Consider the following 25,862-nt stretch of genomic DNA (forward strand, 5'->3'; position numbering starts at 1 on the left):
GCCTGCTCAAACCCTGCGCCCCCAGAGGTCGTAGTCGTCGGCCTCCTCGACCTCGACCTCGACGATATCGCCGGGCGCGAGCCCGTCGAAGCCTTCGTCAATGAACAGATTGCCGTCGATTTCAGGCGCGTCGGCCTGCGTGCGGCAGGTTGCGCCCTCCTCGTCGACCTCGTCGACGATCACGGGCATGCGGCGGCCTACCTTGGCCGCAAGGCGATCGGCCGAGATGCGCCGCGCGACCTCCATGAAGCGGTGCCAGCGCTCTTCCTTGACCTCTTCGGGCAGATGATCAGGCAGGTCATTGGCCGTGGCGCCCGCGACATTCTCGTATTTGAAGCAGCCCACGCGGTCGAGCCGCGCTTCCTCCATCCAATCGAGCAGGTGGCGGAAGTCGTCCTCGGTCTCGCCGGGGAAGCCCACGATGAAGGTCGAGCGCAGGGTGATGTCGGGACAGATCCCGCGCCACCGCGCGATCCGCTCGAGAACCTTCGCCTCGTTTGCCGGGCGGCGCATCGCCCTCAGGACCGAAGGGGCCGCATGCTGGAACGGGATGTCGAGATACGGCGTGATCAGCCCCTCGGCCATCAGCGGGATCACGTCGTCGACATGCGGGTAGGGGTAGATGTAGTGCAACCGCACCCAGGCGCCGAGGCTCCCCAGCCCGCGGGCCAGGTCGGTCAGATGCGCGCGCCACTCGGCCCCGCGCCACGGGCTCGCGGCATGGCGCAGGTCGACGCCATAGGCCGAGGTGTCCTGGCTGATCACCAGGATCTCGCGCACGCCCGCATCAACCAGCCGCTCGGCCTCTCGCAGCACCGCCGACGCGGGCCGCGAGGCCAGCTTTCCGCGCATGCTGGGAATGATGCAGAAGCGGCAGGCGTGATTGCAGCCTTCCGAGATCTTCAGATAGGCGTAGTGCCTGGGCGTCAGGCGAACCCCCTGCGCGGGGATCAGGTCGACGTATGGGTCGGGCGACGGCGGGACGGCATCGTGGACCGCGTCGAGCACCTGTTCGTACTGATGGGGCCCGGTTACCGCCAGGACCGACGGGTGGGCGCCGCGGATGTAGTCTTCCTCGGCGCCAAGGCAGCCGGTGACGATGACGCGGCCGTTCTCGGCCAGCGCCTCGCCGATCGCCTCGAGGCTCTCGGCCTTCGCGCTGTCGAGGAAGCCGCAGGTGTTCACGATCACCGCGTCCGCCCCGGAATAGTCGGGCGAGATCGCATAGCCCTCGGCCCTCAGGCGGGTCAGGATCCGCTCGCTGTCCACCAGCGCCTTGGGGCAGCCAAGGCTGACCATCCCGATCCGGGGCTGACCAGGGCGCGCATCGGCCGCGCCGATGCGGGCGCGCGGCGCGAGATCGGGGCGAAGGTCGGGCGGGTTTTGCGTCATGCGCGCTCTCTAGCGCAGCGCGCGGCGCGCTCCAAGCCCCATGCAGCTCTCAGGCGTCCTGCCAGCAGATGAAAACCTGGTCGCGGACCCGAGAGAATACCGCGCGATGGCGCCGGAACCCCTCGGGCGTCCGCGCTTTGAGGTAGTCGAACGCGGCGTCCGACTGCGCCTTGTCGCGGAAATCCATGACGAAGAAGAACTCGTGGCCGCGCTCGCGGTCGGTGTCGAGATGGGTCTCGACGCAGCGCCGCTTCACCCCGCTGCCCCCGAGGGCAAGCCCGGTTTCCCGGAGATGCGAGATAAAGGACTCGAGCGCGGCGCCGAACTCCTCCAGCCCCACACCGCGCTTGAGATTGAAGCAGGTGAGCATCTGGAACATTCGCGCCTCCGTCGGCCCCCGGCTCCCCGCGCTTCAGTTAATCACGAACCCGACACCCAGCCAACCGGCCGCCCCGATTGCACCGGGGCGGCCCGCTCACGCGCTCAGAGGTTCAGCTGATAGCCCGCGGCGACGTAGCGGAACCCGTCGCCCATCGGCTCGACGTAACCGACCGACGGCGCCGGCATGTGATACCCGATGAAGGGGATCTTGTCGGCGGCGACCATGCCGAAGACCTGCTTGCGCGCGGCGACGGCCATCTCCTTGTCCATGTCGAAGCGGACATGCCAGTCGGGGCGCTGCAGCGACATCACGTAGTGGTTCGCCACGTCCCCGGTGACCAGCAGACGCTTGCCGTCGCTCTCGAGGTGGTAGCACAGATGGCCGGGCGTATGGCCGAAGCTTTCGACCGCCTCGATCCCCGAGACGACGGCGTCGCCACCCTTGATGAAGGTGGCCTTCTCGGCCAGGGGCACGACGTTGCTCTGGATCAGCTCGACCCGACCCTTCATCTGCTCGTTCTCGAGATGCGCCGGGTCGGTCCAGAAATCGTACTCGACCTGACCGATCACATAGGTGGCGTTTGGGAAAGCGGGCTTGCCGTCCTCCATGAGCCCGCCGATGTGGTCGGGGTGGAAATGCGTGAGCGCGACGATGTCGACCGCCTCGGGCGCGACCCCGAGCTCGCCCAGAACCGCCAGCAGCCGGCCGGCATTGGGGCGGCGCCCGGCGCCGTTGCCCGCGTCCATCAGGATCAGCTTCTCGCCCGTGTTGACCAGGGTGACGGTGAAGCCGATCTCCATCCGGTCCGAGGGGAGGAAATTCGCTGCCGCCAGCTCGGCGACGTCCGAGGCCTCGACGTTCTGGCCGAAGATCGGATGTGGCCCGTCGAGCTGGATTGCGCCGTCATGGATGGCGGTTACCTCGAAAGTTCCCACCATGAACCGATAGACGCCCGGCCGATGCAAGCCCTGCATCGGGATTGCCGCGCGCGCGGCGCCCGCTGGCAGCGCGGCTGCAAGGCCAAGCCCGGCGGCGCCCAGCATCAGGGCGCGACGATCGAAGACAGGCTGGTTGGTCATCCCTCCTCCTTTCCGCGACCTCTGTGGGTCGAGAGCGCATGTTGCATGCCAAGATCAGCGGTACAGGCGTGACGAGAGTTGACGCGAAGCTGCGCAAAGGAAAGCCCTGCTCAGCAAAATTTGAGCAGGATGTCGCAAACCACGCCAGCGCGAAATGAAAAGCGCCGCGCGAGCTTCCCCGCGCGGCGCTGGTCTCAGACCTCTCGGAGCGGCGTCACCAGACCAGCCGCACCCGCTTGATATCCCACGGGAAGTCGATCGTACCATCCGCCGGAGCGCAGTCGGGATCGAACGTGGCGCCGGCCGTAAAGCTGATCGCTTCCGCCGTGCGAATGTCGAGACCGCCGGTCGTGCTGGGACCCGCCGTGAAGTTCACGTTCTTCTGGGCATAGATCCTGAGCGTGTTGAAATCGCCCTGCGCGGTGAAGTTGACGCCGCCCAGCGAGAAAATGTTGAGACCGTCATCCCACGTCGTGACCTCTGATACGCAGTTGCCACCGGCCACGGGCTGGCCGTTCAGCTTCACCGACACGTTGTCGGTGGAGGCCGAGGCCGAGTTGCCCGGATCGACGATGCTGCCGCCCTTGGTATTGGCCGAGGCAATGATGGTCGGACCGAAATTGATGTTCGACCCTACCAGTTCACAAGGATCGCCCTCGACCCCAGGCGCTCCCGAGCCGGACGGCCCAGTATAGATCGTGACCCCTGAGAGGGAGGTGATGCCGGTGCCGCCCGTCGCCAGCGAGTGGTTGTTTGCCTCGGCGACCATCTGGCCGAGGTCGACCGAGACGTTCGAGGTGTTGCAGGTGATATGGAAGTTCCTGGACCCGCTGGCATAGGCCTGACCCATCAGCGTCTCGGCGCTTGGGTTGCCGCCGTTCTTGATCTTGTGCAGCGGGAAAACCGACGGTCCGCCCCCGGATGGCGGGTACAAGCGCTCGCGCACGATGCCGACCGCCGTGACCGCGATTGCCTCAAGCGCGCTCTTCTCCGTCTCGGGGATTTCCATCGCCGCGCGTTGCTCGCACCCGTCGCATTCCTGGACGTCCCAGCCATAAACGGCCGAGTCCTTCGACGCGTCACCCCAGCCAAAGACCACGCCGTCGGCCGAGGCGTTGTTCATGTTGCCTTCGATGCCGTTCTTGCCATAGACGCAAAGGTCGCCGCCGAAGCCGTTGCCCGAGGTGAACTGCACGTCGTTCTGGGCCAGCATCCAGTTGGCCTTGCCGGTGCAGAAGCCACCACCCGCCGCGGCGATCGCCTCGACCGTGATGTTCCAGCTGTTGAAGTCGACGATCCGCAGCAGGCTGGTCGGCAGCGGCAGCTTCGACGTCTCTCCCGCGACCGTGGCTCGCTGCGCGATCACATGTACGCCATTCGGGTCGGCCATGCCGGTGTAGGGTGTGCCCTTACCCGGATTGTTGGGGTCGGGCACATAGGTGATCAGCGTCACGTCGCTGGCCAACACGACCGTGCCGTTCGACGCCGTAGGCAGGTTCTCCTGTGCGTAGGAGATTGCCTCGGCTTCTACCTCGGCCTTGGTGCCGTTGCCGTTGACCAGCCGGATTGCGCCGGCATGAGCAGCGGCGTCCGCCGTCGCCTGAAGCATGGCGCGCGTGCGGTACGCATTCGACACGTCGACCGCGAGCCCCGCGAAGCCCAGGAAAATGATCGACCACATCAGGAGCCAGATGGTGACGGCTCCGTCCCGGTCATCGCAAAAACGCTTGATACTCAACATATCGGCCTCCCGAGGTTAGAAGGGCTCTTTGTGCAGACGGACTTGGGTGACGATGGTAGGGCTCGATGCCGCGAAGGCACCGTAGAAGTCGAAGATGCTCAGCGCCCCGACATTCGCCGTGACCCGCAGAGCCGGGTCGAAGGTCGGGCCGTCGATCAACTGCGCAGTGAACTGGTTGCCGAGGCGCGCCTGCACGTCGGCATTGACCGCCGTGCTCACGGCGGCGACGGTCGTGGTGCCGATCAGGCCGTAACGCCCGACCGAGATCTGGCGCGCGATGTCGCGCGTGGTGTCCCACATCGCCGTGTAGCGCCAGTAGAACACCGACGCATCGACGATCAGCAGCAGCATCAGCAGGAAGAACGGGATCCAGACGACCAGCTCAACCGTCGCGGTGCCGCGCTCGTCAGCTGCGAAACGTGCAAGAAGCTTTCGAGGTTCTGTCCACTGTCTCATGGATCGATCCTCATGATCACGGTCGCGGTGATGTCACCGCCCAGAAGGTTCGAGAACACCGAGAAGGTGGTCAAGAAATCCGGGTCGCGGCGTACCGTCACGATGACGCTCTTGCCATCGGGATGCGGCGCGGTCAGCACGGTAACATTGGTCACCCCCAACCGCTCGGCCGCGAAGGCGCTGAGGTCGGAGGAACTGCTGCCATCGAGCGATCCCGCGGCGATCGTGCGCGCGACGTCGCGCGCCACGTTCCACATCTCGCCGTGGCGCCAGTACAGCAGCGATGCATCGACGGTGAGAAAGACGAGGAACAGGAAGAACGGCATCCAGAGCACGATCTCCATGGTCGCGCTTCCCCGCTCGTCACGCAGGTAGCGCGAAGCCCGGGCTCGCAATGCCTCGTTGAAACGTTTCAAGTCACCCCTCATTCGTCACCCATAGAATACACTCGGGGATCAATGCACACATGCGACACGGACGATTCAGCGTCCGATCGCTCAGCAACCCCGCCGGATGAGCGCCGCTCCAAACGCCTTCCATTAATAATATCGCAGAAACCGCTGCTCTGAGCGAGTCATTTTGCGGCGCAGCCCCCTTGGATGCACCATATCATTCCACTAAACTTGCCTACTCGTCTCAGATTGGGCCGCTATCCGATCCTCGTGACTGGCCGCCCATTCTCATTCGGCGACTCAATCGCGTCATCTCCGGTCGGCGCGGTGCGTTTGAGCCATGCGCTGATTCCATGCCTGGTCTTGTCCCAGTAGTATGGGGCGATGAAAAGCTCGACGACCGCCTTCCAGGCCGCGATCGCGCCCAAAGTCCAGTAGACCGGCAGCATCGGCACCCACATCAGGAACGCCGGCGATCCGCGCCGCAGCATCGCGACGGCGGCGCAGCTCAGCATCACGGCCTGGCCAAGTCCGAGCGCCCAGCCCAGCGGCGTGAGCAGCCACGCCGGGATCACCTCTCCCCAGACCGATCGCCCGGTCACGGCCCAGGTGCAGAGCGACGCCCAGAACAGCGGCATGGCAAGATAGCTGAGCGCACCGCCGAGCAGCAGCACGTTGAGACCGACAAACCCCTTCGCGCCAAGATCGCGCCAGAGCCGGTCGGGCCGGCGCATATGCGAGAGCCAGGTCAGCATGTAGCCCTTGAGCCACCGCGAGCGCTGCCGCACCCAGGGAAGTGCGCGGCAGTTTGCCTCCTCGCGCGTCGTGGAGTCGACAACCTCGCAACGCATCCCGCGGCGCGCGAGGCGCATGCCGAGGTCTGCGTCCTCGGTGACATTATGCGCGTCCCAGCCGCCCAGTTCCAGCAGCGCCTGCCTGCGGAAATAGACCGAGGTGCCGCCCAAGGGGATGGGCAGACCAAGCTGCTGGAAGCCGCGCATCAGCACGTCGAACCAGATCGAGTATTCGATCTGGAAGCATCGCGTGATCCAGTTCTCGGCCGCGTTGTAGTAAGACAGCTGGCACTGAACGCACGCGACCCGTTCGGGCGCGGCGACAAGGTGGCGTGCGACGCGACGGAACTGGTCCGGGTCGGGGCGATCCTCGACATCCAGGATGCCGACGATGTCACCGTGACAGAAATCGAGCGCGTAGTTGAGCGCGCGCGGCTTGGTCTTCGGCGCGCCTTCGGGCACCGTCAGCACGCTGATCCAGTCCGGCAGGCAGACCTCGGCCACCGCTCGGCGGGTCGCGTCGTCGTCAGCCTCCAGCAGGATCTTCACGTCCAGCAATTCTCGCGGATAGTCGGTGGCGCCGAGCGCGGCCGTTATTTCGGGCACCATGCGCGTCTCGCGATAGAGCGGCACCAGCACGTCGATACGTGGCCATCGGAACAGCTCGACATTCGGGGCGTGATCGAGCCGCTCGCCCGGCCTTCCGGCGAGCATCGCCGCGAGCCTCAGCCCCGTCGTGAGCGCGTTGATCCCGAGCAGGGCGCCCGCCGCGGCCGCGGCAAGGGCGCTGCCCGCCGTGAGCGCGGCCAGCGCCACACCAAGCAGGCCGAGCCCCACGATTGCCCGTTGCAGCGCCAGTGTCCGCACGCTCTCGCCCGGGGGCGTGCGTTGCGACGCCCGTGCTGCCAGCACCGGTGCCGCGTGGGACTGGATCGCCGCATCGAACTGCGCACGGGTCGCTACGACGACATCCCCCGCTGCGATGCCCGGACGGCCCATCGCACGCGGCGGGTCGTCCGTGACGTGGACGACCCTGCCGCCCCGCATGCGCCACGGCAGCAGGCGGTCGTCGAGCCAGCGCGACGCGTCGCGCGATGCCGCAAGGACATCCGCGTCAGGCGGCTCGGCCTCGAGGTCGATGACGGGCAGGCCCCACTGCTCGCCCAGAGCCGCGGCAACGTCCCGGGGCACGGTCGAGCCGCGCGCGCACAGGAGTTCTCCCAGCCGGCATCCCCGCTGGGGCATGAGAGCGAGCGCCTGTGCGAGGTCTTCGCCGGTCACCGCACCGCGCGCCACCAGGATCTCGCCGATCATGCGACCCGAGCGCGGGGCGTGGCCCGCGAAGCGGCCAGGCGTCACCGGCGTCGAGACGTTCACGTCAGGACCCCGTCCGGGCCCGTCCGGTCATTGCGGCGACACCACGACACCTGAACACCCTCCAGCACACCACCGGAGGGAAGGTTTACAAAGTCTTAGGTTAACAGTGGTTTAACCATAACCCGGCGCAGCGCTCTGTGCCGGGCGCGCGTTCAGGCCATCGCGGCGACGAAGCGCTCGAACAGATAGTAGCTGTCCTGCGGGCCCGGGCTGGCCTCGGGATGGTATTGCACCGAGAACACCGGACGGCCCTCGACCCTGATGCCGCAATTCGATCCGTCGAACAGCGACACATGGGTCTCCACCACGCCCGCGGGCAGGCTCGCGGCATCGACGGCGAAACCATGGTTCATCGAGGTGATCTCGACCTTGCCGGTCTCGAGATGCTTCACCGGATGGTTCGCGCCATGATGGCCATGATTCATCTTCATGGTGCGCCCGCCCAGGGCCAGCGCCAGCATCTGGTGCCCCAGGCAGATGCCGAAGACCGGCTTCCCGGCCTCGATCACGCCCTGGATCATCGGGACCGCATAGGTGCCGGTCGCAGCCGGGTCGCCCGGACCGTTCGACAGGAAGACGCCGTCGGGGTCATGCGCGAGGACACACTCGGCCGTCGCCGTCGCAGGCAGCACCATGACGTCGCATCCGGCAGAGGCCAGGCAACGAAGGATGTTGCGCTTGGCGCCGTAGTCCACCGCGACCACCTTGTGGCGTGCACCCTCGACCCGCTGGTGCCCCTCGCCCCAGGCCCAGCGCCCCTCGTCCCAGCGATAGGGCTGCGGGCAGGTCACCTCGATGGCGAGATCGGTGCCGTCGATCCCGGGAAACGCCCGCGCAGCAGCAACCAGGGCGTCGGTATCGAAGCGCCCCTGCGGATCATGCGCGATCGCGACATGCGGCATGCCCTTGTCGCGGATCAGGCGGGTGAGCCGACGCGTGTCCACGCCCGAGACGCCGACGCGCCCGCGCCGGGCCAGCCATTCCGAGAGATGGTCGGCCGCGCGCCAGTTCGACGGATCGGTGACGTCCCACTTCACGACCATCCCGCGCGCCACCGGGTCGGTGGTCTCGTCATCCTCGGGGTTCGTGCCGACATTGCCGACATGCGGGAAGGTGAAGGTGACGATCTGGCCGGCATAGGAGGGATCCGTCATGATCTCCTGATAGCCGGTCATTGCCGTGTTGAAGCACAGCTCGCCGACCGCGACCCCCTCGGCCCCAAATCCTCGGCCGAACACCAGCGTGCCATCGGCCAGCGCGATGCAGGCGGTCGCACCCGGCGGCGTGGAGGTTCCGGCGTCGGCGATCATGGCGTTCTCCTCGGGTGCGAGTCGCGCCGGGAAGTCGCGTCACCCGGAGCGGCTGGAAGCTAGCCCTGCGCGCCCGATTGGTCAAGAACCCACAAGATACTGATATATAACGGATTTACGCCCAGGAGACTCGACTGTTCGGCATTGCAGCATATATGACGCTCGTGTAACGTCACGTGTCTTGCGCTGGAATAGCGTGCCACGGAAGAGCGTTCGGGGTAGCAAGCGATGATCAGAGACCAGATTGCATCGGCGCTCAAGGATGCCGAAGAAGCCGGCAACGACGTGCCATGTTGCACGATGCGCCTCATGCTGGCGGCCATTCGCGACCGCGACCAGGCATTGAACAGCGACGATGGCGGTCAGCGGCTGGACGAGCCCGAGACGATCGCGCTGCTCGCCCGGATGATCGCCCAGCGCGAAAAATCCATCGAGGAATACGAGCAAGCCGGCCGCATGGAAGAGGCCGAGCGCGAGCGGGACGAGATCAAGATCATCCGCCAGTTCATGCCCCGGCCGCTGACCGGCCAGGAATATGACGCCGCCATCCGCGGCGCGATCGCCGAGACGCAGGCCTCCTCGATCCGCGACATGGGCAAGGTGATGGGCGTGCTCCGCAGCCGCTATCCCGGCCGGATCGATTTCTGCGACGCCAATGCCCGGGTCAAGGCCGCGCTTGGCTGACACCGCGGCGGCCCGCCCGCTTGCCCCTTACCCTCCGATCCGCTAGGGAACCTCGGCGCGCGTGCCGGGCGTGCGGACGAGGGACGACCCATGGCCAAGGACAAGGTGAAGAAGACGCCCCGACCGCGGGCCGAGACCCCGCGCGGCTTTCGCGACTATTTCGGCGCGGAGGTGGTCGAACGCCGGCGGATGCTCGACGCGATCTGCGATGTCTACCACGCCTATGGTTTCGACCCGCTCGAAAGCTCGGCCGTCGAGACGGTCGAGGCGCTTGGCAAGTATCTCCCCGATGTCGACCGGCCGAACGAGGGCGTCTTCGCCTGGCAGGATGATGACGAGAGCTGGCTCGCGCTGCGCTACGATCTGACGGCGCCACTGGCGCGCGTCTTCGCGCAGCATCGCCTGTCGCTGCCCACGCCCTACCGGCGCTATGCGGTCGGGCCGGTGTGGCGCAACGAGAAGCCGGGGCCCGGACGGTACCGCCAGTTCTATCAGTGTGACGCCGACACGGTGGGCACGCAGACCGTCGCTGCGGATGCCGAGATCTGCATGATGCTCGCCGACGCCTTCGAGGCCATCGGCATCAGCCGCGACGACGTGATCGTCCGGGTGAACAACCGCAAGGTGCTCAACGGCGTGATGGAGGAGATCGGCGTCCTCGACCCCTCGGACCCCGGCATCCGCGCGCATGAGCGCGGCATTGTCATGCGCGCGATCGACAAGCTCGACCGGCTGGGCGAGGACGGGGTGCGTGCGCTTCTCGGCAAGGGCCGGCTCGACGAGTCGGGCGACTTCACCAAGGGCGCGGGCCTCTCCGCCGACCAGGCCGAGATCGTCATGGGGTTCGTCGCCGCGCGCCGCGACACTGGCGCCGCGACCTGCGCGCGCCTTTGCGAACTCGTCGGCAACTCGGCGACGGGCGCCGAGGGCGTGGTCGAGCTCGAGACCATCGCCGAGCTGATGGAGGCGCAAGGCTACGCCAGCCGCGCCATCATCGACCCCTCGGTGGTGCGCGGCCTGGGCTATTACACCGGCCCCGTGTTCGAGGCCGAGCTGACCTTCGAGATCGTCGACGAAGACGGCCATCGCCGACAGTTCGGATCGGTTGCGGGCGGCGGCCGCTACGACGATCTCGTGAAGCGCTTCACCGGACAGGCGGTGCCGGCAACCGGAATCTCGGTCGGCGTCGATCGACTGCTGGCGGCGCTGCGTGCGATCGGGCGCGCCGGCGGGGCCGAGGCCTCCGGCCCCGTCGTCATCCTCGTGATGGATCGCGACCGGATGGCCGATTACCAGACGATGTGTGGCGAGCTTCGCCGGGCCGGCATCCGGGCCGAGGTCTTCCTCGGCGGCGGCAACATGGCACGCCAGCTCAAATATGCCGACAAGCGCAACGCGCCGGTGGCGATCATCGAAGGCGGCGACGAGCGGGCGGCAGGTGTCGTCCAGCTCAAGGACCTCGACCTCGGCGCGCGCCTGTCCTCCGAGATCGCGTCGCGCGAGGAATGGCGCGAGCAGCCGGCGCAGCAGACGGTCGCGCGTACCGACCTCGTGCCGCAGCTGCGCGCGATGCTTGCCCGGGCGGAGGCCCGCGGCCCGGCTGTCGCACGCGACGGAAACGGCGCGGCGTGACCCCGGCGACCCGGCTCGGTCCCGATCTCGCGGCGCTCGACCGGGCGCTCGCGGCGCTCGCGCGGCTCTTTGACGATGCCGGTTACGAAGCCGTCTCGCCGCCGCATCTGTTCCCTGCCGACCTCATGCTCGACCTCTACGGCGAGGACATCCGGGCTCGCGCCTTCCTGTTTCCCGGCGGCGGCGGCGACGAGGTCTGCCTGCGCCCCGATTTCACCGTGCCCGTCGTGCTCGCGCATGGCGAGCGCGGCTGGGACCGGCCGGCGCGCTACGCCTATCAGGGCCCCGTCTTTCGGCGCCAGGCGAGCGGCTCGCGCCGCCCGGTCGAGTATTTCCAGGCCGGCATCGAGTATCTGGGCGCGGCCGATCCCGCCGAGGCTGAGGCCGAGGTGCTGACGCTGACCCTGCGGGGGCTCGAGTTGCTCGGGGTCGCGCCGCTGCGCCTGACCACGGGCGATCTGGGGATCGTCTTCGGACTGCTCAACGCTCTCGACATGCCCGTGGGTCGCCGGGCACGGCTTCGCCGGCATCTTTGGCGTCCTGCCCGGTTCCACGCGCTCGTCGCCGCGGCCGTGGCCGGGCCGACCGAGGTGACCGCGCGCCGCGCGAGGCTCATCGCCGCGGTCGGCGCGCCCGACCCGCTTGCACAGATCGAGCGCCTCGCGGCCGGTGAAGGCGAGATCCTCGGGCTGCGCGACATAGAGGACATCGCCGAGCGCGCCGCCGCGCTTGCCGAGGCCGCGGCCGAGCCGCCGATGCCCGCCGAACAGGCGGAACTGATCGAGGCGGTTCTTGGGGTCAACGGCCCCGCCGAAGGCGCCCTCGCTCGCCTCAGGGGCCTGACAGCCAACGCAGGCATCGGCCTCGATCGCGAACTCGACGCGTTCGAGCGCCGCCTCGAGGCGTTGGCCCGGCACGGGATCAGCGGGTCGGAGCTCGCCTTCGACGCCGATTTTGGCCGCAACCTCGAGTACTATGACGGCTTCGTCTTCGAGGTCAGCGGCCCCGACCCGTCGCTGCCCCTGGCCGGCGGCGGGCGCTACGACAGCATGACGACGCGCCTCGGCGCAGGCACCAGCGTTCCCGCCATCGGCGCGATGATCCGACCCGAGGCCGCGCTTGCAATGCGGGGGGGGCGCTGATGGGCAGCCTGACGCTTGGCCTTCCCTCCAAAGGCCGCCTGATGGAAGCCACCATCGAGTGGTTCGGCGCCCGGGGCATCACCATCCGCCGCAGCGGTGCCGGGCGCGAATACGCCGCCCATGCGGAAGGCATCGACGGGCTCGACATCGTGATGCTCTCGGCCGGCGAGATCCCGCGCGAGCTCGATCGCGGCCGCATCCATCTCGGCGTCACGGGCGAGGACCTGATCCGCGAGAAGATCGCGGGATGGGAGCACCGGGTGAAGATCGCCACCGCGATGGGCTTCGGACACGCCGACCTCGTCGTCGCGGTGCCCGCCTGGTGGGTCGATGTCGAGACGATGGCCGATCTCGACGAGGCCTGCGCCCAGTTCCGCGCCCGCCACGGCACCGCGCTGAGGATCGGCACCAAGTACCACGCGCTGACCCGCGACTTCTTCCGCCGCAAGGGCGTCGCCGACTACCGCATCGTCGACAGCCAGGGCGCGACCGAGGCCGGCCCCAAGAACCAGAGCTTCGAGGCAATCGTCGACATCACCTCGTCGGGCGAGACGCTGACCGCGAACCACCTGCGCGTCCTGTCAGACGGGATGATCCTGCAGAGCCAAGCCAGCCTGTGCCTCAGCCTCGCCGCCGACTGGGGCGCCGAGGCAGTGCGGGCGCGCGACAGCCTCGGCACGAAGCTCGGCCTCGCGCTCGGCTGACGCAGCCGCAGGCTGCGGATCACAGGTTGACGCTCTCCATCACCTCCGGAGCGTGCACCGCGACGGGCGCGACCAGCGCGCGGAAGTCGTCGGCTGACTGCGCCAGAAGCGGGAAGGTGCGGTAGTGGCTCACGATCACGCCCTTGAGGTCGAAGAACTTCTTGCAGGCATAGGCTGCGCGCTGCGCGTCCATGGTGAAGTGTCCGCCGATCGGCACGATCGCATGGGTCGGATGGTGCAGATCCTCGAACAGCGCCATGTCGGCCATCACGTCGGTGTCGCCCATCACGTAAAGCGTCACGCCCCCGCTCGCGATCATGAAGCCAGACTCGGCGCCGGCATAGACCGGCGCGCCGTCAGGCCCCGCGACCGAGGACGAATGGACTGCATTCACCATCGTGACCTTGACGCCACCCAGGTCGACCGTGCCGCCCTTGTTCATGCCGATGCCCTCGACGCCCTCGGCCGCCGACACCCAGCTCACCCAGTCATAGATGCCGACGATCGGCGCGCCGGTCTTCGCCGCGATCTCGGCCGCGTTCGAGGAGTGGTCGCCATGGCCATGCGTGACCAGGATATGCGTCGCGCCCGTGATCGCCTCGTCGAACCGCGCCTCGTCGAAGGCTGGATTGCCGCGCAGCCAGGGGTCGAGCAACAGGACCTGCCCGCCGGTCTCGATGCGGAAGCTGGCATGGCCAAGCCACGTGACTTTCATCGGATGTCCTCCGTACTGATCCGGGTCGGGGCAAGGATGGCGCATTTCGCCTGATCCGCAAGGCGCATCGGCCACATCGGACCCGCACTTGCCGCCGCCGGGCGCGCCCGCTAAACCACGGCTCCGACACGACCCCATTTCCGGAGGCCGCATTCATGAGCATCGACGCCGCAACCGCGCGCAAGGTGGCGCATCTTGCCCGCATCTCGGTTGCCGAAGACGAACTCGAGCAACTCACCCGCGAGCTGGACGGCATTCTCGGCTGGGTCGAGCAGCTGCAGCAGGTCGATGTCGAGGGGGTCGAGCCGATGACCTCGGTGACCCCGATGTCCCTGCCCCGGCGCGAGGACGCGGTGACCGATGGCGGCATCCGGGACAAGGTGCTGGCCAACGCCCCGGATGCGCGCGAGGGCTTCTTCGCGGTTCCCAAGGTGGTGGAGTGACGCCGATGACCCTGCCTGCCACGACCATCGCCCAGGCGCGTGACGGCCTGCGCCGCGGCGACTTCACCGCGCGTGACCTGACCGAGGCCTGCCTGTCCGAGATCGGCGCGGCCAGTGCGCTGAACGCCTTCACCACCGTGACGGCCGAGCGCGCGATCGACATGGCCGACGCGGCCGACCGCGCGCGCGCCTCGGGCGAGGGCGGCGACCTGCTCGGCATTCCGATCGGCGTGAAGGACCTCTTCTGCACCGAGGGCGTCCGCAGCCAGGCGGCGTCGCGCATTCTCGACGGCTTCGTGCCGCCCTACGAGAGCACGGTGACCGCGAAACTATGGGCCTCGGGCGCCGTGATGCTGGGCAAGCTCAACATGGACGAGTTCGCAATGGGCTCGTCGACCGAAAGCTCGGTCTACGGCCCCTGCGTCTCGCCGTGGCGGCGCACCGGCGACGAGACGCCGATCGTGCCGGGGGGCTCGTCTGGGGGCTCCGCGGCCGCGGTGGCCGCTCGGCTCTGCCTCGGGGCCACGGCGACCGACACCGGCGGCTCGATCCGGCAGCCGGCCGCCTTTTGCGGTGTGACCGGCATCAAGCCGACCTATGGCCGCTGCTCGCGCTGGGGCATCGTCGCCTACGCCTCGTCGCTCGACCAGGCGGGCCCGATCGCGCGCGACGTGCGCGACGTGGCGATCCTGCTGCGCCACATGGCCGGGCACGACCCGAAGGACTCGACCTCTGCGGCGATCGACGTGCCCGACTTCGAGGCCGCGCTAACGGGCGATCTGAGGGGCAAACGCATCGGCATTCCCGCCGAGTATGCCGAGGGCCTGGGCGAGGAAACCGCCGCGCTCTGGCGCAAGGGCGCCGAGATGCTGCGCGACGCGGGCGCCGAGATCGTCGACATTTCGCTGCCGCACACGAAATACGCGCTTCCCGCCTACTACATCATCGCGCCTGCCGAGGCGTCGTCCAACCTCGCGCGCTACGACGGCGTTCGCTATGGCCACCGGGCCCCTCTCGACCAGGGCGACGGCGTGACCGAGATGTACGAGAAGACCCGCGCCGAAGGCTTCGGCCCCGAGGTGCGGCGCCGCGTGATGGTCGGCACTTACGTCCTCTCGGCCGGCTACTACGACGCCTATTACCTTCGGGCCCAGAAGGTGCGCACGCTGATCAGGCGCGATTTTGAAACGGCGTTCGGCGCGGTCGACGCGATCCTGACTCCGGTCTCTCCGGGGCCGGCCTTCGGGATCGGCGAGGTCACCGGCGACCCTGTGCAGATGTATCTGCAGGACGTCTTCTCGATCACGTTGAACCTGGCCGGTCTGCCGGGCGTCGCGGTCCCTGCCGGGATCTCGGCGAACGGTCTTCCGCTCGGGCTGCAGATCGTCGGCAAACCGTGGGGAGAGGCGGAGCTTTTGAACGCGGCATACGCGCTCGAGCAGCGCGCCGGCTTTGCAGCGGAGCCAGAAAGGTGGTGGTGAGGCCCTTGGTGTGGCCTCAGCCCATCTTCTTGAGAAGCAGGAACATGCAGGCGCCGAAGAAATAGAGCAGCGCGAACTTTCTCGCGCCAAACATGACCATCAGCAATGATGGAATGGTGATCACGTACATGTTCATGTGGTCGACTTCGAAAAGCGTCGAGATCCACCCCGACGCGTCAACCCGCTGCGATTCCATATCCCCCTCCGCTCCACCAGGCCCCGCGCTGGGATGTCGTGACGCGAAGCCTTACAAAAACACTCTGTACGTAACAATCATACCGTGTCCGCAATCGGATTGACACGGATCATGGCGCGCCCCCGCTGCGCAGGCAGACTATGTGCTAGAATAGCACAGGCTGGGTAAGTGGAGGACAAAATGATCTCGATCGAGGACTGCATCGGACTCACCGGCCTGACGCGCGAGGAGATCGACGCCATCGCCGAGCACGAACACATCCCCGAATCCGCGGCAACGGCGCTGGCGGGTTATCTCATGACAACGTCCGAAGGCCCGGCGGCCGTTCGCCAGATGATCCGCGACGATATTCGCGAAGCGCTCGCGGCGGGAAATCGCGAGCACGCGGCCGAACTGCTGGCTGCGCTCCGCCATTTCCTGGCGGAGCATCCGGTCCATCCGTGACGTCGGTAAGGTGCCTGCCGCGTCCGCTCAGAGAACGGTGATCGATCCGGCCGACATGCGCCCGTCGCGGCCCGACTGAAGCTCGAAGGAAACCTTCTGGTTCTCCTTGAGTTCCTCGATGCCGGCGGCGCGGACCGCCGAGATGTGGACGAAGATGTCCTTCCCGCCATCGTCGGGGGCGATGAAGCCGTAGCCCTTCTCGGTGTTGAACCACTTCACGGTGCCAGTGGCCATGACTGCTAGTCCTTCGCGTTGTGGGGATCAACTCGTCCCCTGATCGTCATACGTGAGGCAACGCCTCGGTTAAGATGTCGCCGAGGAATCTACCCCACGGGTGAAACCCGCGAAGGGACGAAGTCTTCAGGCCAACATGCGCCGGACGGGGACGCGCGAAAATCCTACACCGGATCAGGGCGCGGCACAATGAAGCAGGCGAGGCTGGCCAGACGGGCGCTGGAATTGAATTGCGGAATCCGCATGGCTGGGTTGCGCCACAGGGCTTTCATTCACTGAAGTTTCACACTATCTCCCCGTCATCCCGCGCGTCGCCCCGGCTTCGCGCCGCACCCCATGACCGAGACGAGGAGGCGCGAGATGTTTCGCGACACCGATGGCATTGCCTTCGATAACGAACAGGGCGACCGCGCCCGACGACTTTTTGCCGCCGTTGTAATGGCGGTAATGGAAGACGCCGTGAAGGAAGAGAAGAAGACCGGCCGCGGCGCCAGCGACCTGGCCAGCTGGGCGCGCTCGCGCGACGGGCGGACGGTGCTGAGCTGTGCCGGGATCGAGCCCAACGAGCGCAGCATTTCTGGCATGATCTCCTATGTCCGCTCGGGCGGCCGCCAGGGGATGAGCGACGGGCGCGAGGAACTGCCCGAAGCGGCGTGACCCGGACGGGCCATGCGTGACATGATGCGGGGCCTCCGGCGGGAACGCTGGGGGCCCTTGTCGCGTCGGCCCCCCAGGCCGGCGCCGGGCCGTCGATCCAAAGGAGCCGGGATGCCCCATCGCAGCCTCGTCGCGCTGACCCTGCTGAGCCTCGCCACGGCGCTTGCCGGGTGCGAGATCGACCAGGACCTGCCCTTCGGCGGCAGCTTCACCATGAGCCCGACCCAGCCGATGCCGGGCGGCAACTACGACGCCTCGGGCGGGGCGGCCTGCGTCGGGATCAACGAGCGCGGCCAGCGCACGCTGCTGGCGCGCTCGCGCTGCGCGGGGGACGATGACGGGGCGATCCGCGCGCCCTGAGGCCCCGTCGGGCAGCGCTTTCACGCGTGAAATCTCTATTAAGATGCTGAAATAAAACATTTTTATGGACGCGCAACGCACCCCCGCGCGACCGCGGCTGCACGGGGCATCCCCTGCGGCTGGCGGGGCGGCGCGGCAGGGGGTATCCTGTGCGGGCGATGGCCCGGACGGGCGCGGGAGAGGGGGCCCCGGATGCGGAGAGCGGGACGGCCAGGCATGGCCGCGGCGGTGGTGTCGGGGCTGGCGGGGCTGGCAGGCCTTGCGCTGCTGGCGGGCTGCGAGACGCATTATGTCGGCGAGCCGCCGCTGCGCGAGGCCACCACCCCGCGCGAGAAGCTGTGGCTGCACTGCGTCGGCACCGATCCGGGCTTCATCACCTACGAGTGCCGCCAGTTCGCCGGTCCCGACCGCTAGGGCACGCCGCCCGCGGGGCCGCCACGGCGACGGGAGACGCCGCGGCGCCGGGTATCGCGTCGGGCACCGCGGCGCGAGAGACCGCAACGGGAGAGACCGGGATGACCCCACGCCCCCTTGCCGCCCTTCTGGCCGCGGCCGCGCTGGCCGCCGGCTGCACCGACGAGGGCACCACCATGCCCGCCCCGCCCGAGCCGGGCCGGCCCTACCTCGACAACGGCACCTGCTTCGTGCGCGATCGCGCGGGCCGGCCGGTGCGCATCGCGCCCGAGAAATGCCGGGGGCTCGAACAGGCGAACTGAGGCAAGCAGGGGCGCCGCGCGTGCCGCGCCCTTCGCCGGCGGGTGGCGCGGGATCAGGCGGGCGCGGCGTCGGCCGCGAGGTGGAGCATCACGTCGCCCTCGGACACGATCGGCGGGTCGAGCCGGATCTGGCCGGCATTGTCGCGGATCCAGTCGCGCGCGGCGGCAATCGAGGCGCGGGTGCCCTCGGCGCTCTCGCAGATGGTGATGGCGACGCCGCCCACGCCGGTGCGGATCAGCTCGTAGGAGATGAAGCCGGGAACCTTGCGGATGATGGATTCGACCTCGGCCTTGCGGCTTTCAAGCAGGTCGAAGAACGCCACTGCACCATGACCGTTATAGGTACGGACGACGGCATGCATGGGACCCTCCCCCGGTTGGTGTGCGGGGCGTCCCCGGAGCGGGCAGGCGCGCGGGGGCGCCCATCGGTCCAGTATAGCCGGAATCGCCGCGGAATGGGACGGGCGCGCGGGCGCGGGCGCGGCGCCTCAGCCCAGCGCCAGGATCACCTCGCCCTCGGCGATCGTGGGGCCGGCGAGGTTGAGGTTGGCGGCATTCTCCGAGATCCACTTGTGCGCGAGCTTCATGCTCTGGTCGGTGCCGAACTTGTCCTCGCAGCAGGTGACCGAGGCGCCGCCCGTGGCCGTGCGGATCAGCGTGTAGGAGCGGAAATCGGCGACCCCGCGCATGACCTCCTCGACCTCGGCCTTGCGCGCCTCGAGCATGTCGAAGAGCGCGCGGGCGCCCTCGCCGGAATAGAGACGGATGACGGCGTGCATGGAACCCTCCCTGCGGCTGGCGAGACAGGGCGTCCCCGCGGGCGGGCAGGCGCGCGGGAGCGCCGGATGGTGGGGGGAGTATAGCGCGGCGCGCGGGTGACGGGGAGGCGACGGGGAGGCGACGGGGAGGCGGCGGGGAGGCGACAGGGCGGCGGCGCGGTGCTAGCCTCGGCGGCCGGAGGACCCCGCCCATGATGGAGCAGCACCGCCTGCCGATTGCGCGCATCCACGTGCCTGTGAAGCGCGCCCGCACGCTCGACCCCGCGCGGGTCGCGGCGCTGGCCGAGGACATCCTCGAACACGGCCAGAAGACCCCCATCCGCTGCCGGGTCGACAGCAAGGCGGGCGAGGAGAGCTATGTCCTGCTGGAAGGCTACCACCGGCTCGAGGCGCTGAAGGCGCTGGGCGAGGACACGGTGGTCTCGTACCTGGCGCAGGCGCGGGTGTTCTGAGCACCTACATGCTGTCGCGGCTGGCCGGGATCATGAAGGGGGAGTTCGAGAAGCGGGTGGAGTGAGGGGGCGGGCGGAAGGGTGAGGCTAACCCCATGGTCTAGCCATGCTTCATGGATGTAGTGGGAGGGATCACCGCTTACAATCGCTAAGCTCGTGTCTCTTTGAGGTTTAGCGCCCGCGTCAGCCCATCATGAACCTTGTAAGTTTCGACATCTAGAAATCCTTGGGATGGATGAAAACAACGAAAGCGCCAAAGTTGGGATTTCCCAACCTTGAACCCAATTATCGAGTTATCAAACATGAACTTCATGTATTTTCTCGCATCCACTTCAATTAGATCTAATCCCTGCCTCTTGAGAGCATTCTGAAATTCTAGAAACGAAAACGTCGTTGACCCTATTGCGGAAAGGGAATCAAGTATAGTATTTATTTGAGGGAACTGCGCTTGCCATTCATCAATAATTTCTTCCTTTAACCACTCTGAGTATAGCGGTTCTGCATTATAAATAGCCTTGCACTCCAACTTTTCAAGATTCACATCCTCACCCTCAAAAGGGTTATCACGACGATCAATCATGTCACTCCTAACAAGCTGAAGAAACTTGATCAAATCACGCGGCCGCATCATCGTTCGAAGAAGCAAATAGTCAAATGGCGCCCTCTGCTGTCGCATTTTTTCTTTATCAAACAAATCGTTCACGCTCTGAGGGCCGCTTACACCCGCCCTCTTTGAGAAGAAGTTTACTCTTTCCATGATAACTCTATTGAGAGAATTTGCTTGCCAAGCAAGAAGTTGGCCACAGTCTGACCTCAATTTATTTTTATCATTAACACTAAGATGTGAAAATATATCCTCCCTCAGAAACAACACCGGCCGAAGCTTTCCGCCAAATTTTTGTGTAATAGAGTCTGCAGCAGAAACAAGACCTCCAATCATCGGCTTTATGGTCTCAATTGATCCATCCACCCACGCCTCATCCACCCTATCGAAGGAAACGAAAGCTCGTCCGGAATTTTCAAAATGCGCAAGAAGTTCTATCTCAAACGTTTGAACAAGATTTCCAACATTTGAAGACAGCTTTGACTGCATTGACGGGTCTGATTTAACATCGCCAAACTCTACTTCACCCCCAGAGACTGACAACCCCTCGAGGTCTCTTTCAGAAATTGTGACGCCACCGCTCGGAAGCTTCAGGCGAGACAGTTGGAGAATCTTGCCGCCCACAAGATCCACAAGCGTAGGGACAGGAGATCCATATATTTTTTTTAGGATTTTATTTAACTTCTTAGTGTGGATGCTGCCAAATCCGACTTCCTCGATCAATCTGACAGTCTGAACATAAATGAAGAATTTCCAAGACTCTATGAACGCGAGAGCAGGGGCCTTTGCTGGATTGCTCAACAATTCATGAACTGACCAATCATAATTGTCGAGAGAAAGCGCCACAGAGCAATCACCTTCAGAAAGATATTTCTCGTAATTCTTATCAAATTGAAGGAATACGGCAGTCTTTCCGGCTCCCTTTCTTCCAAGTACAAGAAAATTCGATCCTGAAGCCGATACAGAGTCGAGAACCCCAGTATCAAAGAAATACTCTCCCAAAAGATCGTCACGTTCGGCGGCTACTTGACCGAATTCGATCCATGAAAGCATCTCACCCATCCATCTTCAACGCATTGATAAACGCCTCCTGCGGGATCTCCACCTTCCCGAACTGGCGCATCTTCTTCTTGCCGGCCTTCTGCTTCTCCAGAAGCTTGCGCTTGCGCGTCACGTCGCCGCCATAGCATTTCGCGGTGACGTCTTTCCGTAAAGCCGAAATCGTCTCGCGCGCGATGACGCGCCCGCCGATCGCCGCCTGGATCGGCACCTTGAACATGTGCTGGGGGATCAGCTCCTTGAGCTTCTCGCACATCGATCGCCCGCGCATCTCGGCCTTGTCGCGGTGGACGATGGTCGAGAGCGCGTCGACCGGCTCCTCGTTCACCAGGATCTGCATCTTCACCAGGCTCCCGGCCTCGTAGCCGTCCATCTGGTAGTCGAAGCTGGCATAGCCGCGCGTGACCGATTTCAGCCGGTCGTAGAAGTCGAACACCACCTCGTTCAACGGCAGGCGGTAGACCACCATGGCGCGCGAGCCGGCATAGGTCAGGTCCATCTGGATGCCGCGCCGCTCCTGGCACAGCTTGAGCACGTCGCCGAGGAAGTCGTCGGGCACCAGGATGGTGGCCCTGATCCAGGGCTCCTCGATCCGGTCGATCTTGACCACGTCAGGCATGTCGGCGGGGTTGTGCATCTCGCGCATCGAGCCGTCGGTCATGTGCAGGTGGTAGACGACCGAGGGCGCGGTGGTGATGAGGTCGATCTCGTATTCGCGCTCGAGCCGGTCGCGCACGACCTCGAGATGCAAGAGCCCGAGGAAGCCGCAGCGGAAGCCGAAGCCCAGCGCGGCCGAGGTCTCCATCTCGTAGGTGAAGGAGGCGTCGTTGAGGGCGAGCTTCTCGATCGCGTCGCGCAGGTCCTCGAAATCCGCCGAATCGACCGGGAAGAGGCCGCAGAACACCACCGGCACCGCGGGCTTGAAGCCCGGCAATGGCTTGGCGCAGCCGCCGCGCTCGGAGGTGATGGTGTCGCCCACGCGGGTGTCGCGCACCTGCTTGATCGAGGCGGTGAGGAAACCCAGCTCGCCCGGGCCCAGCACGTCGGTCTCGAGCATCTTGGGCGTGAAGACGCCGACCCGGTCGGTCTGGTAGATCGCGCCCGTCTGCATCATGCGGATGCGGTCGCCCTTGCGCAGCACACCGTCGATCACGCGAACCAGCACGATGACGCCCAGATAGGCGTCGTACCAGCTGTCGACCAGCATCGCCTTGAGCGGCGCCGCGGCCTCGCCCTTGGGCGACGGCAGGCGGGTCACGATGGCCTCGAGCACGTCGGGGATGCCGAGCCCGGTCTTGGCCGAGATCAGCACCGCCTCGGAGGCGTCGATGCCTATGACGTCCTCGATCTGCTCGCGCACGCGGTCGGGCTCGGCGGCGGGCAGGTCGATCTTGTTGAGGACGGGCACGATCTCGTGGTCCGCGTCGATCGCCTGGTAGACATTGGCCAGCGTCTGCGCCTCGACCCCCTGGGAGGCGTCGACCACCAGCAGCGAGCCCTCGACCGCGCGCATCGAGCGGCTGACCTCGTAGCCGAAGTCGACATGCCCGGGCGTGTCGATCAGGTTGAGGACGTATTCCTCGCCGTCGCGGGCCTTGTAGATCAGGCGCACGGTCTGCGCCTTGATGGTGATGCCGCGCTCGCGCTCGATGTCCATCGAGTCGAGGACCTGTTCCTTCATCTCGCGCTCGGTCAGGGCGCCGGTGGCCTGAATCAGACGGTCGGCAAGCGTCGACTTGCCGTGGTCGATATGGGCCACGATCGAGAAGTTCCGGATGTGCGCGAGGTCTTTCATGGCGTGGCGTTATGGGGCCGGGCCGGTGGGCCGTCAAGCGGGCGCGAGAGGCACGCGGCGCGCAACCTCGCCGCGGGGCGCGGAAGGTCAGGGCTGACGGGTGGCGGCGGGGGCCGGAAAGGCGCGGCGGGCCGCGGGCGGCGGAAGGTTCGGACCCGGCATCACGCTTGACCCGGGGCGGGCGCAAGTTCCGCGATCAGGTCACGCGCGGCCGCCTCGATCAGGTCGAGGGCGCGGGCGTAATCGGCCGGCCCGCCCGCGAAGGGGTCGGCGATGTCGCGGCCCTGTGGGTCGAGGAGGCGCGGCGCCGTACCGGGGCCCGGCGGGCGGAGGCGTGCGAGCGCGTCGAGGGTCGCGCGGTCCATCGCCAGCACGAGGTCGAAGCGCGCGAAATCCCCGGCCGCGACCGCGCGGGTGCGCTGGGCCGCGATGTCGTAGCCGCGCGCCGCGGCCGCGGTCAGCGCGCGCGGATCAGGCGGCACGCCGGACCCGCGCGGCGCGGTGCCGGCGCTGTCGACCTCGACCGGCAGCCCGGCCTCGCGCGCCAGCGCCTCGAGCACGCCCTGCGCCATGGGCGAGCGGCAGGTATTGCCGTGGCAGACGCAGAGGATGCGGCGGGTCATCGAATGGCTCGGGGGTCTCCGGAGGCAGTCCCTCAAGGGTTACGGGTCTGGGGCGGCAGCGTCCAGAGGTCCGAAAGCCGATTGAAGGGCCCCGCCCGCTAACGGGGCCGTAAGCTGCCGCTCAGGCCATCACCGCGGGATCGTCGAGGACGATATGCATTCCCCCCTGCCCCTGCCGTCCGCCGAGGTCGTAGTCCTGCAGGAAGACGTCGAAGGCAAGCGTGATGCGCTCGGTCCCGTCGGTATGCACCGAGGTCTCGTGCAGGATGGTGCTGGGAAAGAGGGTCATGAGCCCCGGCTCGTTCCGGACCGGGACCGAGCGGTCGATCCTGGGCGCGCCCTGGTAGAGGAAGGGCGGAAAATAGATCGTCTGGGTGTCGGTGCAGGCGACCGTGAAATTGCCCGAGAGATAGGCGTAGGGCGACTGGTCGTGGCAGTGCGGCGCGAATTTCTCGCCGCCGCGCACGACATTGGCCCAGCCCTGGACGAAAACCCTCTGGCGGGGCACGCCCAGCGCCGCGAGATAGGCGCGGTAGCTGCCGCGCACGAAATCGTGGAAGGCGCGCATCGGGGGCTCGGGCCAGGTGAAGATGTTGAAGCCGTGCCAGCGCGAGGTCAGGCCGTCCGCAATCCCGGCGATGGGCCTGGCCGGGATCTTGCGCTTGAGCTCGGCCTCGCGGGCCAGCACGGTCTCGCGGATCGCCGCCAGAAGCCCGGCATCGTCGAGCTTCTCGAGGTAGAGCGGGATCTCCCAGGACGGCGCGAAGGGCGACCTGGCGGGCGGCGACTTGAGGCGCTTGAGAGGCATGGCGGGGCTTCCTGTCCGGGGGTGGCAGATCCGGGGCGGGGTTTGGGAAGGGCGGGCTTGGAAGAGCGGCGCGCGCACCGACTCCGTGCTCGGCCAGGGCGCGGCCGGGTGCAAGTCACGTCCCGGGGAGCTCACGCCGGCGTGATGGGACGGGTTTGACGCGGCAGCGTTTTCGGCGATGCTGCCGCGCGCGGAATGGCGAGGGAGCAGCGGCATGGCCGACGAGATCGTGATCCTGACCGGCGCGGGCATCTCGGCCGAGTCCGGGCTTGGCACGTTCCGCGACGTGGGCGGGCTGTGGTCGCAATACGATCTCGAGGATGTCGCGACGCCGCAGGGCTATGCCCGCGATCCCGACCTTGTCCTTGGCTTCTACAATGCCCGGCGCGAGAACGCGCGCATGGCCGCGCCGAATGCGGCGCATCGCGCCATCGCGCGGCTGCAGCGCGAGTGGCCGGGCGCCGTCACGCTTGTCACCCAGAACATCGACGACCTGCACGAGCGCGGCGGCAGCCCGGAGGTCGTGCACATGCATGGCGAGATCATGCGCGCGCTCTGCGCCTCCTGCGGCCATCGCTGGGGCTGGACGGGCGCGATGAGCCGCGAGGACACCTGCCCCGCCTGCGGGCGCGGCGCGCTGGTGCGGCCCGACGTGGTCTGGTTCGGCGAGATGCCCTATCACCTCGACCTGATCGGCGAGCGGCTGGAGCGCGCGGGGCTCTTCGTGGCGATCGGCACCTCGGGCGCGGTCTATCCGGCGGCGGGTTTCGTTGCCGAGGCGGCGGGGGCCGGGGTGCCGACGATCGAGATCAACCTCGAACGCTCGGAGGTCGCGGGGATGTTCGACCGCCACATCCTGGGGCCAGCGAGCGAGACCGTGCCGCTATGGGTCGAGGGCATGCTGTCCGGCTGAGGGCGCTCGCGCCTCCGCGTGCCGCGCGGGTGGCAATGAACGCGAAAGGCGCGATCCGTCGCCGGACCGCGCCTTGCTCAAACTATACCGCCCCGTGGCCGGGGCAGGATTGCGCCGGCTCAGGCCGTGGCGGCCGCGGCCTCGATGTCGCGCTTGACCTTGAGGGCCTTGGGGCTCAGCACCTCGTCGCGCGACTTGCGCAGGAATGCGTCGAGACCGCCGCGGTGGTCGACCGTGCGCAGCGCCGAGGCGGCGACGCGGAAACGGAACGAGCGGCCGAGCGACTCGCTCTCCAGCGTCACCGTGTTCAGGTTCGGCAGGAAGCGGCGCTTGGTCTTGATGTTCGAGTGGCTGACATTGTGGCCCGAGAGCACGGACTTTCCGGTCAGTTCGCAGCGGCGCGACATGGGTCTTCCTCATTCATTCCAGGCTGCGGGTCGCGCGCGCCAACGGCGCCGAGCCTGACCCGCCGAAATCCGAGAGCGCGTCATTACGCGC

31 protein-coding genes are annotated in these 25,862 nt (G+C 66.9%); 13 read left to right on the forward strand and 18 right to left on the reverse strand.

Translation table 11 applies throughout. The features are described from left to right. Positions 1-6 precede the first annotated feature (6 nt). The 8 genes from rimO to carA form a co-directional block, all read right to left on the reverse strand. Positions 7-1,392, reverse strand: a complete 1,386-nt coding sequence (rimO, locus tag H0I76_RS16460) for a 30S ribosomal protein S12 methylthiotransferase RimO (protein WP_200612293.1) — start codon at positions 1,390-1,392, stop codon at positions 7-9. A 49-nt stretch (positions 1,393-1,441) separates the two neighbouring features. Beyond that, entirely contained in the window at positions 1,442-1,771 is a 330-nt protein-coding gene (locus tag H0I76_RS16465; protein WP_200612297.1) for a DUF6614 family protein, read from the reverse strand. Positions 1,772-1,875: 104 nt separating this feature from the next. Next, complete coding sequence (locus H0I76_RS16470; protein WP_200612299.1) at positions 1,876-2,853, reverse strand: MBL fold metallo-hydrolase; 978 nt, start codon at positions 2,851-2,853, stop codon at positions 1,876-1,878. A 214-nt stretch (positions 2,854-3,067) separates the two neighbouring features. Further along, entirely contained in the window at positions 3,068-4,594 is a 1,527-nt protein-coding gene (locus H0I76_RS16475) for a TadE/TadG family type IV pilus assembly protein (protein WP_200612302.1), read from the reverse strand. A gap of 15 nt (positions 4,595-4,609) precedes the next feature. Next, the gene (locus tag H0I76_RS16480) at positions 4,610-5,050 is read right to left on the reverse strand and encodes a TadE/TadG family type IV pilus assembly protein (RefSeq protein WP_200612305.1); all 441 of its coding nucleotides are present in this window, start codon (positions 5,048-5,050) and stop codon (positions 4,610-4,612) included. Continuing rightward, a complete protein-coding gene (locus H0I76_RS16485; protein ID WP_200612308.1) occupies positions 5,047-5,466 on the reverse strand; it encodes a TadE/TadG family type IV pilus assembly protein in 420 nt (139 codons plus the stop codon). The genes H0I76_RS16480 and H0I76_RS16485 overlap by 4 nt, the downstream gene beginning before the upstream one ends. Before the next feature lie 233 nt (positions 5,467-5,699). Then, complete coding sequence (locus H0I76_RS16490) at positions 5,700-7,613, reverse strand: glycosyltransferase family 2 protein (RefSeq protein WP_200612316.1); 1,914 nt, start codon at positions 7,611-7,613, stop codon at positions 5,700-5,702. 152 nt (positions 7,614-7,765) lie between these two features. Beyond that, positions 7,766-8,923 carry a glutamine-hydrolyzing carbamoyl-phosphate synthase small subunit gene (gene carA / locus H0I76_RS16495; protein ID WP_200612329.1) on the reverse strand — a complete coding sequence of 386 codons (1,158 nt, stop codon included), beginning with the start codon at positions 8,921-8,923 and terminating at the stop codon, positions 7,766-7,768. Positions 8,924-9,151: 228 nt separating this feature from the next. On the opposite strand from carA, the gene H0I76_RS16500 reads away from it, so the two are divergent. From H0I76_RS16500 to hisG, 4 genes are all read left to right on the forward strand, one after another. Next, on the forward strand, positions 9,152-9,607 hold the full coding sequence (locus H0I76_RS16500) for a GatB/YqeY domain-containing protein (protein WP_200612331.1): 456 nt from the start codon (positions 9,152-9,154) through the stop codon (positions 9,605-9,607). 90 nt (positions 9,608-9,697) lie between these two features. Continuing rightward, on the forward strand, positions 9,698-11,239 hold the full coding sequence (gene hisS, locus H0I76_RS16505; RefSeq protein WP_200612333.1) for a histidine--tRNA ligase: 1,542 nt from the start codon (positions 9,698-9,700) through the stop codon (positions 11,237-11,239). Continuing rightward, the gene (locus H0I76_RS19715) at positions 11,236-12,381 is read left to right on the forward strand and encodes an ATP phosphoribosyltransferase regulatory subunit (protein WP_200612335.1); all 1,146 of its coding nucleotides are present in this window, start codon (positions 11,236-11,238) and stop codon (positions 12,379-12,381) included. Before hisS ends, H0I76_RS19715 begins: the two co-directional genes overlap by 4 nt. Further along, positions 12,381-13,085, forward strand: coding sequence for an ATP phosphoribosyltransferase (gene hisG, locus H0I76_RS16515; protein ID WP_200612337.1), 705 nt, complete (start codon positions 12,381-12,383; stop codon positions 13,083-13,085). Before H0I76_RS19715 ends, hisG begins: the two co-directional genes overlap by 1 nt. Positions 13,086-13,104: 19 nt before the next feature. On the opposite strand, the gene H0I76_RS16520 is transcribed toward hisG, so the two are convergent. Continuing rightward, a complete protein-coding gene (locus H0I76_RS16520; protein WP_200612339.1) occupies positions 13,105-13,800 on the reverse strand; it encodes a metal-dependent hydrolase in 696 nt (231 codons plus the stop codon). 155 nt (positions 13,801-13,955) lie between these two features. On the opposite strand from H0I76_RS16520, the gene gatC reads away from it, so the two are divergent. Further along, entirely contained in the window at positions 13,956-14,243 is a 288-nt protein-coding gene (gatC, locus tag H0I76_RS16525; protein ID WP_200612341.1) for an Asp-tRNA(Asn)/Glu-tRNA(Gln) amidotransferase subunit GatC, read from the forward strand. A gap of 5 nt (positions 14,244-14,248) precedes the next feature. Beyond that, positions 14,249-15,724: an Asp-tRNA(Asn)/Glu-tRNA(Gln) amidotransferase subunit GatA gene (gene gatA / locus H0I76_RS16530; RefSeq protein WP_200612343.1), complete on the forward strand. Its 1,476-nt coding sequence runs from the start codon at positions 14,249-14,251 to the stop codon at positions 15,722-15,724. A 16-nt stretch (positions 15,725-15,740) separates the two neighbouring features. On the opposite strand, the gene H0I76_RS16535 is transcribed toward gatA, so the two are convergent. Next, a complete protein-coding gene (locus H0I76_RS16535; RefSeq protein ID WP_200612345.1) occupies positions 15,741-15,920 on the reverse strand; it encodes a hypothetical protein in 180 nt (59 codons plus the stop codon). Between the two features lie 180 nt (positions 15,921-16,100). Between H0I76_RS16535 and H0I76_RS16540 the strand changes: the two genes are divergently transcribed. Continuing rightward, on the forward strand, positions 16,101-16,364 hold the full coding sequence (locus H0I76_RS16540) for a hypothetical protein (RefSeq protein WP_200612347.1): 264 nt from the start codon (positions 16,101-16,103) through the stop codon (positions 16,362-16,364). 27 nt (positions 16,365-16,391) lie between these two features. Here H0I76_RS16540 and H0I76_RS16545 read toward each other — a convergent pair whose 3' ends face one another. After that, positions 16,392-16,598 (reverse strand): cold-shock protein, encoded by a 207-nt coding sequence (locus H0I76_RS16545; RefSeq protein WP_200612349.1) that lies wholly within the window; start codon positions 16,596-16,598, stop codon positions 16,392-16,394. Between the two features lie 360 nt (positions 16,599-16,958). Between H0I76_RS16545 and H0I76_RS16550 the strand changes: the two genes are divergently transcribed. From H0I76_RS16550 to H0I76_RS16565, 4 genes are all read left to right on the forward strand, one after another. Continuing rightward, positions 16,959-17,255, forward strand: coding sequence for a DUF6280 family protein (locus H0I76_RS16550; RefSeq protein WP_200612351.1), 297 nt, complete (start codon positions 16,959-16,961; stop codon positions 17,253-17,255). 111 nt (positions 17,256-17,366) lie between these two features. Further along, positions 17,367-17,615: a hypothetical protein gene (locus H0I76_RS16555; RefSeq protein ID WP_200612353.1), complete on the forward strand. Its 249-nt coding sequence runs from the start codon at positions 17,367-17,369 to the stop codon at positions 17,613-17,615. A gap of 216 nt (positions 17,616-17,831) precedes the next feature. After that, positions 17,832-18,029 (forward strand): hypothetical protein, encoded by a 198-nt coding sequence (locus H0I76_RS16560; RefSeq protein WP_200612355.1) that lies wholly within the window; start codon positions 17,832-17,834, stop codon positions 18,027-18,029. 101 nt (positions 18,030-18,130) lie between these two features. After that, a complete protein-coding gene (locus tag H0I76_RS16565) occupies positions 18,131-18,331 on the forward strand; it encodes a hypothetical protein (protein WP_200612356.1) in 201 nt (66 codons plus the stop codon). A 53-nt stretch (positions 18,332-18,384) separates the two neighbouring features. On the opposite strand, the gene H0I76_RS16570 is transcribed toward H0I76_RS16565, so the two are convergent. Next, positions 18,385-18,693: a hypothetical protein gene (locus H0I76_RS16570; protein WP_200612357.1), complete on the reverse strand. Its 309-nt coding sequence runs from the start codon at positions 18,691-18,693 to the stop codon at positions 18,385-18,387. Between the two features lie 126 nt (positions 18,694-18,819). Further along, entirely contained in the window at positions 18,820-19,110 is a 291-nt protein-coding gene (locus H0I76_RS16575; RefSeq protein ID WP_200612358.1) for a hypothetical protein, read from the reverse strand. 191 nt (positions 19,111-19,301) lie between these two features. On the opposite strand from H0I76_RS16575, the gene H0I76_RS16580 reads away from it, so the two are divergent. Continuing rightward, on the forward strand, positions 19,302-19,562 hold the full coding sequence (locus H0I76_RS16580; RefSeq protein WP_200612359.1) for a ParB N-terminal domain-containing protein: 261 nt from the start codon (positions 19,302-19,304) through the stop codon (positions 19,560-19,562). Positions 19,563-19,710: 148 nt separating this feature from the next. Here H0I76_RS16580 and H0I76_RS16585 read toward each other — a convergent pair whose 3' ends face one another. From H0I76_RS16585 to H0I76_RS16600, 4 genes are all read right to left on the reverse strand, one after another. Then, positions 19,711-21,219 carry a P-loop ATPase, Sll1717 family gene (locus H0I76_RS16585; protein ID WP_200612361.1) on the reverse strand — a complete coding sequence of 503 codons (1,509 nt, stop codon included), beginning with the start codon at positions 21,217-21,219 and terminating at the stop codon, positions 19,711-19,713. Position 21,220: 1 nt separating this feature from the next. After that, positions 21,221-23,020, reverse strand: coding sequence for a translation elongation factor 4 (lepA, locus tag H0I76_RS16590; protein WP_200612363.1), 1,800 nt, complete (start codon positions 23,018-23,020; stop codon positions 21,221-21,223). Between the two features lie 161 nt (positions 23,021-23,181). Beyond that, positions 23,182-23,643: a low molecular weight protein-tyrosine-phosphatase gene (locus H0I76_RS16595; protein WP_200612365.1), complete on the reverse strand. Its 462-nt coding sequence runs from the start codon at positions 23,641-23,643 to the stop codon at positions 23,182-23,184. 121 nt (positions 23,644-23,764) lie between these two features. Beyond that, positions 23,765-24,451, reverse strand: coding sequence for a putative 2OG-Fe(II) oxygenase (locus H0I76_RS16600; protein ID WP_200612368.1), 687 nt, complete (start codon positions 24,449-24,451; stop codon positions 23,765-23,767). 214 nt (positions 24,452-24,665) lie between these two features. On the opposite strand from H0I76_RS16600, the gene H0I76_RS16605 reads away from it, so the two are divergent. After that, positions 24,666-25,364 carry an NAD-dependent deacylase gene (locus H0I76_RS16605; protein ID WP_200612371.1) on the forward strand — a complete coding sequence of 233 codons (699 nt, stop codon included), beginning with the start codon at positions 24,666-24,668 and terminating at the stop codon, positions 25,362-25,364. Positions 25,365-25,483: 119 nt separating this feature from the next. Here the strand turns inward: H0I76_RS16605 and rpmB are convergent, their stop codons facing one another. Then, complete coding sequence (gene rpmB, locus H0I76_RS16610; RefSeq protein ID WP_200612375.1) at positions 25,484-25,771, reverse strand: 50S ribosomal protein L28; 288 nt, start codon at positions 25,769-25,771, stop codon at positions 25,484-25,486. Between the last annotated feature and the right edge of the window lie 91 nt (positions 25,772-25,862).

Origin of the sequence: Thermohalobaculum xanthum, from assembly GCF_016623495.1 — a bacterium.
Classification (GTDB): Bacteria; Pseudomonadota; Alphaproteobacteria; order Rhodobacterales; family Rhodobacteraceae; genus Thermohalobaculum; species Thermohalobaculum xanthum.

Bases quoted from the DNA above. Each gene is read 5' to 3' on its own strand.
- H0I76_RS16545 (WP_200612349.1), bottom strand. From the start codon at position 16,598: ATGGCCACTGGCACCGTGAAGTGGTTCAACACCGAGAAGGGCTACGGC.
- H0I76_RS16555 (WP_200612353.1), top strand. From the start codon at position 17,367: ATGCCCCATCGCAGCCTCGTCGCGCTGACCCTGCTGAGCCTCGCCACG.
- H0I76_RS16585 (WP_200612361.1), bottom strand. From the start codon at position 21,219: ATGCTTTCATGGATCGAATTCGGTCAAGTAGCCGCCGAACGTGACGAT.
- H0I76_RS16500 (WP_200612331.1), top strand. From the start codon at position 9,152: ATGATCAGAGACCAGATTGCATCGGCGCTCAAGGATGCCGAAGAAGCC.
- H0I76_RS16535 (WP_200612345.1), bottom strand. From the start codon at position 15,920: ATGGAATCGCAGCGGGTTGACGCGTCGGGGTGGATCTCGACGCTTTTC.
- rimO (WP_200612293.1), bottom strand. From the start codon at position 1,392: ATGACGCAAAACCCGCCCGACCTTCGCCCCGATCTCGCGCCGCGCGCC.
- H0I76_RS16600 (WP_200612368.1), bottom strand. From the start codon at position 24,451: ATGCCTCTCAAGCGCCTCAAGTCGCCGCCCGCCAGGTCGCCCTTCGCG.
- H0I76_RS16480 (WP_200612305.1), bottom strand. From the start codon at position 5,050: ATGAGACAGTGGACAGAACCTCGAAAGCTTCTTGCACGTTTCGCAGCT.
- H0I76_RS16550 (WP_200612351.1), top strand. From the start codon at position 16,959: ATGTTTCGCGACACCGATGGCATTGCCTTCGATAACGAACAGGGCGAC.
- gatC (WP_200612341.1), top strand. From the start codon at position 13,956: ATGAGCATCGACGCCGCAACCGCGCGCAAGGTGGCGCATCTTGCCCGC.
- hisG (WP_200612337.1), top strand. From the start codon at position 12,381: ATGGGCAGCCTGACGCTTGGCCTTCCCTCCAAAGGCCGCCTGATGGAA.
- hisS (WP_200612333.1), top strand. From the start codon at position 9,698: ATGGCCAAGGACAAGGTGAAGAAGACGCCCCGACCGCGGGCCGAGACC.
- H0I76_RS16465 (WP_200612297.1), bottom strand. From the start codon at position 1,771: ATGTTCCAGATGCTCACCTGCTTCAATCTCAAGCGCGGTGTGGGGCTG.
- H0I76_RS16595 (WP_200612365.1), bottom strand. From the start codon at position 23,643: ATGACCCGCCGCATCCTCTGCGTCTGCCACGGCAATACCTGCCGCTCG.
- H0I76_RS16605 (WP_200612371.1), top strand. From the start codon at position 24,666: ATGGCCGACGAGATCGTGATCCTGACCGGCGCGGGCATCTCGGCCGAG.
- lepA (WP_200612363.1), bottom strand. From the start codon at position 23,020: ATGAAAGACCTCGCGCACATCCGGAACTTCTCGATCGTGGCCCATATC.
- H0I76_RS16475 (WP_200612302.1), bottom strand. From the start codon at position 4,594: ATGTTGAGTATCAAGCGTTTTTGCGATGACCGGGACGGAGCCGTCACC.
- carA (WP_200612329.1), bottom strand. From the start codon at position 8,923: ATGATCGCCGACGCCGGAACCTCCACGCCGCCGGGTGCGACCGCCTGC.
- H0I76_RS16575 (WP_200612358.1), bottom strand. From the start codon at position 19,110: ATGCACGCCGTCATCCGTCTCTATTCCGGCGAGGGCGCCCGCGCGCTC.
- H0I76_RS16520 (WP_200612339.1), bottom strand. From the start codon at position 13,800: ATGAAAGTCACGTGGCTTGGCCATGCCAGCTTCCGCATCGAGACCGGC.
- H0I76_RS16540 (WP_200612347.1), top strand. From the start codon at position 16,101: ATGATCTCGATCGAGGACTGCATCGGACTCACCGGCCTGACGCGCGAG.
- gatA (WP_200612343.1), top strand. From the start codon at position 14,249: ATGACCCTGCCTGCCACGACCATCGCCCAGGCGCGTGACGGCCTGCGC.
- H0I76_RS16565 (WP_200612356.1), top strand. From the start codon at position 18,131: ATGACCCCACGCCCCCTTGCCGCCCTTCTGGCCGCGGCCGCGCTGGCC.
- H0I76_RS16580 (WP_200612359.1), top strand. From the start codon at position 19,302: ATGATGGAGCAGCACCGCCTGCCGATTGCGCGCATCCACGTGCCTGTG.
- rpmB (WP_200612375.1), bottom strand. From the start codon at position 25,771: ATGTCGCGCCGCTGCGAACTGACCGGAAAGTCCGTGCTCTCGGGCCAC.
- H0I76_RS16560 (WP_200612355.1), top strand. From the start codon at position 17,832: ATGGCCGCGGCGGTGGTGTCGGGGCTGGCGGGGCTGGCAGGCCTTGCG.
- H0I76_RS16470 (WP_200612299.1), bottom strand. From the start codon at position 2,853: ATGACCAACCAGCCTGTCTTCGATCGTCGCGCCCTGATGCTGGGCGCC.
- H0I76_RS16570 (WP_200612357.1), bottom strand. From the start codon at position 18,693: ATGCATGCCGTCGTCCGTACCTATAACGGTCATGGTGCAGTGGCGTTC.